The sequence below is a fragment of the Brevundimonas sp. EAKA genome (assembly GCF_000698025.1).
In the GTDB taxonomy this organism is placed as follows: domain Bacteria; phylum Pseudomonadota; class Alphaproteobacteria; order Caulobacterales; family Caulobacteraceae; genus Brevundimonas; species Brevundimonas mediterranea_A.
Map to the genome: position 1 here is coordinate 1 of NZ_JMQR01000183.1, position 4,761 is coordinate 4,761.

The window sequence follows — 4,761 nt, forward strand, 5'->3', positions numbered from 1 at the left end:
CCCCACCCGGCCTCGCTCCGCTCAGCCCCCCTCCCCGGAACGGGGACGGGGAAAATACGCATTGTTTTGAGAACCTTTCTCAATGTCCGCGTCGAGGGTGTGGACACATGGACGGTGCGCGATGAGCGGACTATAGGCACGATTGCCGCAGCAGGCTTTCGCCGCGCGCGCAGGGGCCCTGTGAGCCGCTGCGTCTGCCGCGCGAAGGCGCAACCGGATTGTCGGGCGGCGCTGACCAGAGGAAAACTCTCCATGCCGTCCACCGACAGCTTCAACACCCGCCAGGACCTTTCCGTCGGGCGCAAGAAATACGCCTATTACAGCCTTCCGGCCGCCGAGGAAGCGGGTCTGACCGGGATTTCCCGTCTGCCGCGCTCGATGAAGGTGCTGCTGGAGAACCTGCTGCGCAACGAAGACGGCGTCTCGGTGACGCAGGACGACCTGAAGGCCGTCGCCGCCTGGGTCGAGAACAAGGGCTCGGTCGAGCACGAGATCGCCTTCCGTCCGGCACGCGTCCTGATGCAGGACTTCACCGGGGTTCCCGCCGTGGTCGATCTGGCCGCCATGCGCGACGCCATGAGCGCCCTGGGCGCCGACGCCGCCAAGATCAATCCGCTGGTCCCGGTCGATCTGGTCATCGACCACTCGGTCATGGTCGATCACTTCGGCACGGCCAAGGCTTTCGGCCAGAACGTCGAGCGCGAATATGAGCGCAACATCGAGCGCTACAACTTCCTGCGCTGGGGTTCGTCGGCCTTCAACAACTTCCGCGTCGTGCCCCCCGGCACCGGCATCTGCCACCAGGTGAACCTGGAGAACCTGGCTCAGACTGTCTGGACCCTGGACGAAGGCAAGAAGACCGTCGCCTATCCCGACACCGTCGTCGGCACCGACAGCCACACCACCATGATCAACGGCCTGGCCGTCCTGGGCTGGGGCGTCGGCGGCATTGAGGCCGAGGCCGCCATGCTGGGCCAGCCGATCCCGATGCTGATCCCCGAGGTCATCGGCTTCAAACTGACCGGCCGCCTGCCGGAAGGCACCACCGCGACCGATCTGGTGCTGACCGTCACCCAGATGCTGCGCAAGAAGGGCGTGGTCGGCAAGTTCGTCGAATTCTTCGGCGACGCCCTGCCGAACATGACCATCGAGGACCAGGCGACCATCGCCAACATGGCCCCGGAATACGGCGCCACCTGCGGCTTCTTCCCCGTCTCGGCCGCCACCATCGGCTATCTGACCGCCACGGGCCGCGACAAGGCGCGCGTCGCCCTGGTCGAAGCCTACGCCAAGGCGCAAGGCCTGTGGATCGACGAGACCTCGGAAGACCCGGTCTTCACCGACGTTCTGGAACTGGACCTGGCCTCGGTCGTGCCGTCGCTGGCCGGTCCGAAGCGTCCGCAGGACCGGGTCGAACTGACCACCGCCGCCCCGGCCTTCGAAACCGCCCTGGTCGATGTCTTCGCCCGTCCGACCGACGCCCCGCGCGCGGCTGTCGAGGGTGAGAAGTTCACCGTCGGCGACGGCGACGTGGTCATCGCCGCCATCACCTCCTGCACCAACACCTCCAACCCGTCGGTCCTGATCGCCGCCGGTCTGGTGGCGCGCAAGGCCCATGCGCTGGGCCTGAAGGCCAAGCCCTGGGTCAAGACCTCGCTGGCCCCCGGTTCGCAGGTCGTCACCGACTATCTGACCGACGCCGGCCTGCAAAAGGACCTGGACGCTCTGGGCTTCAACTTGGTCGGCTACGGCTGCACCACCTGCATCGGCAACTCGGGCCCGCTGGATCCGGCGATCTCGAAGGCGATCAACGACAACGCCCTGGTTGCGACCTCGGTCCTGTCGGGCAACCGCAACTTCGAAGGCCGGGTGAACCCGGACGTCCAGGCCAACTATCTGGCCTCGCCGCCGCTGGTCGTGGCCTACGCCATCGCCGGCTCGATGCGGATCGACATCACCAAGGATCCGATCGGCCAGGACAAGAAGGGCAATGACGTCTTCCTGAAGGACATCTGGCCGACCTCGCAGGAGATCGCCGACATCCAGAAGAAGTCGGTCACCCCGGCCATGTTCGCCAAACGCTACAAGGACGTGTTCAAGGGCGACAAGCACTGGCAGGCGATCAAGGTCACGGGCGGCCAGACCTATGAGTGGGACGACGCCTCCACCTATGTCGCCAACCCGCCGTACTTCGAAGGCCTGTCGATGGACCTGACTCCGGTCCAGGACATCGTCGAGGCCCGCGTCCTGGCCATCTTCGGCGACTCGATCACCACCGACCACATTTCTCCGGCCGGTTCGATCAAGAAGACCTCGCCCGCCGGCGTCTATCTGACCAGTCACGGCGTCGAGGCGGCCGAGTTCAACAGCTACGGCGCCCGTCGCGGCAACCACGAAGTCATGATGCGCGGCACCTTCGCCAATATCCGGATCAAGAACCGGATCACGCCCGAGATCGAGGGCGGCGTGACCAAGCACTTCCCGTCGAACGACACCATGTCGATCTATGACGCCGCCATGCGGTACCAGTCGGAAGGCCGGCCGTTGGTCGTCTTCGCCGGCAAGGAATACGGCACCGGCTCGTCGCGCGACTGGGCGGCCAAGGGCACGCGCCTGCTGGGCGTTCGCGCCGTCATCGCCGAAAGCTTCGAACGCATCCACCGCTCCAACCTGGTCGGCATGGGCGTCGTGCCGCTGCAGTTCAAACAGGACGGCTGGCAGAAGCTGGGCCTGACCGGCGAGGAGATCGTCACCATCCGCGGCCTGTCCGACGCCAATGTCGGCAAGCTGCGTCCGCGTCAGGACCTGTGGGTCGAGCTGTTCCGTCCGTCGGACGGCAAGATGGCCCGCTTCCCGGTCCGCTGCCGCATCGATAACCAGACCGAGATGGACTATCTGCTGGCCGGCGGCGTCATGCCCTACGTCCTGCGCAACCTGGCCCGCGGCCCGGAAACCGAGGCGCCGATCGCGGCTGAATAATCCGGCGACTGATCGCTGAAACAGAAGGGCCGGCGGAGCGATCCGTCGGCCCTATTCTATTTGGCGCTGAAGGTAGCGCCCATGCAGACAGGCACTTTGAAGGAGACGCGGTGTGTCAACTGCGACGATGCGCTGCTTTTGGATGCCTCGGTAGAACCGCCCGAACCATCGAACTTCATAATAGACGCTACCGTCAGCCCTCCTCCCAAACGGCCATCCTTAGACGAAGCGAGCTCTCCCCCTTCGGAGACTACAAGGGAAACGTCGAAATCGATGTAGGTGATCTCTGTAGTCTGTTGGCCGTTGATGCGACCGGGGGCTATTGCGAGGACTTCCCATGATCGCTCCTTGGCTGCTCGGACACCTCTAGCGATTTCGCTTAGGGTTTCATCGATCAGATCGCCTAGTTTCATCGTCTCGCTCTCCCATTTGAGGAGTTACCGCCGCATACGTCATCTAATTGCGCAAGACAAAAGGGCCGGCGGACGATCCGCGGACTCCTTTCGTTCTCATCCGACCGTGGCGTTGTGCGGGCCAGGCCGGCGAGGATTGCGGGCGAAGGCGGCGTCGCACAGGGCGCGGCCGAAGGCCTCGGACACGATCATCTGCCGGTCGCCCGCCAGACCGGCGATCCGGCCGCCGGCGCCGACGGACACCTCGATCGGATAGCGGCCGAGGATCTGGCCCTGACGGGCGGGATCGACCAGTTCGGCGACCGCGCGCAGCCGATGCTCGCCGTCGCCTCTGAGCAGGACCGCGAGGCGGCCTGCACGCTCGAGGTCCTCGACATGGACGCGAACCTGCACCGGATAGGTCCCGTAGGCGCACATATCCAGCTCCTCCATCACCTCTTCCGAGAAGGTTTCGGCGAAGTCGTCCTTCGCATCCAACCACTCGCTGGAGAGGACGACGGAGGACACGCGGGCGGTTTCGGCCAGACCCGGCGGCAGGTCCAGCGGCGGACCGCCCTGGACGACGGGCGCACAGGCGGCGGATGCGCTGAGCGTCAGTGCGGCGAACAGGCGTTTCATGGGCGTTCACTCCTCCCGCCGTCTGTGAACCGCGTCCCTCCGCTCATCCAGTGAACATTGGTTTATGTAAGTGAATTCGCCGTAAGTCGCCGAAGAGCTGGTTTCTTCAATCCAGCTTCAGCGCCTCGGCCAGCAGCCTAGCCTCGGCGGCGCGGCTGGAGCCGGAGCGCCAGGCGACGACGATTTCGCGGTGGGGCGGGACGCCGTCGGCTTGGTTCTCGAAGGCGCGGATGACGACGGAAGGGGTGTCGGCCAGGCCGGCCTGAACCGCCATCTTGGGCAGGAAGCTGACCCCCAGGCCCGAGCCGACCATCTGGATCAGGGTGTGCAGGCTGGTGGCGGCGAAGACGTCGTCGCCGCGCGGGGCCTCGATGTCCAGCGCCGCCAGGGCGTGGTCGCGCAGGCAGTGGCCGTCTTCCAGCAGGATCAGGTCCTCGGCCCGCAGCGAGCCGGGCCGGATGGGGCCTGGCGCGGCCAGGGCGTGGTCGTGGGGGGCGGCGGCCATGATCTCGTCGTCGCCGATGCGGGCGTGTTCGACGCCCGGCGCCTCATAGGGCAGGGCGATGACGGCGGCGTCGATCTGGCCGGCCTTCAGGGCGGCGACCAGACGGGGCGCCCGCTCCTCGCGGATGACCAGCTTCGAGTTTGGACAGGCGACCATCCGCGACCCATGCCTGGAGGGGAGCTGGAAGAGGGCCCCGGGCAGGATGACCCCCGGGGCGGAACCGCCCGCAACAAACCGGGCCGGGGT

At 66.2% G+C, this 4,761-nt stretch carries 4 protein-coding genes; 1 reads left to right on the forward strand and 3 read right to left on the reverse strand.

Going from position 1 to position 4,761, the window contains the following annotated elements; genetic code table 11:
• The first annotated feature begins 252 nt into the window (after positions 1 to 252).
• Entirely contained in the window at positions 253 to 2,979 is a 2,727-nt protein-coding gene (gene acnA, locus ER13_RS16220; protein WP_035310944.1) for an aconitate hydratase AcnA, read from the forward strand.
• Between the two features lie 56 nt (positions 2,980 to 3,035).
• On the opposite strand, the gene ER13_RS18535 is transcribed toward acnA, so the two are convergent.
• From ER13_RS18535 to ER13_RS16230, 3 genes are all read right to left on the reverse strand, one after another.
• Positions 3,036 to 3,392: a hypothetical protein gene (locus ER13_RS18535; protein WP_155988185.1), complete on the reverse strand. Its 357-nt coding sequence runs from the start codon at positions 3,390 to 3,392 to the stop codon at positions 3,036 to 3,038.
• A gap of 96 nt (positions 3,393 to 3,488) precedes the next feature.
• A complete protein-coding gene (locus ER13_RS16225) occupies positions 3,489 to 4,010 on the reverse strand; it encodes a hypothetical protein (protein ID WP_008264401.1) in 522 nt (173 codons plus the stop codon).
• A 106-nt stretch (positions 4,011 to 4,116) separates the two neighbouring features.
• On the reverse strand, positions 4,117 to 4,761 hold a 645-nt coding region (locus ER13_RS16230), incomplete at its 5' end, for a LysR substrate-binding domain-containing protein (protein ID WP_035310945.1).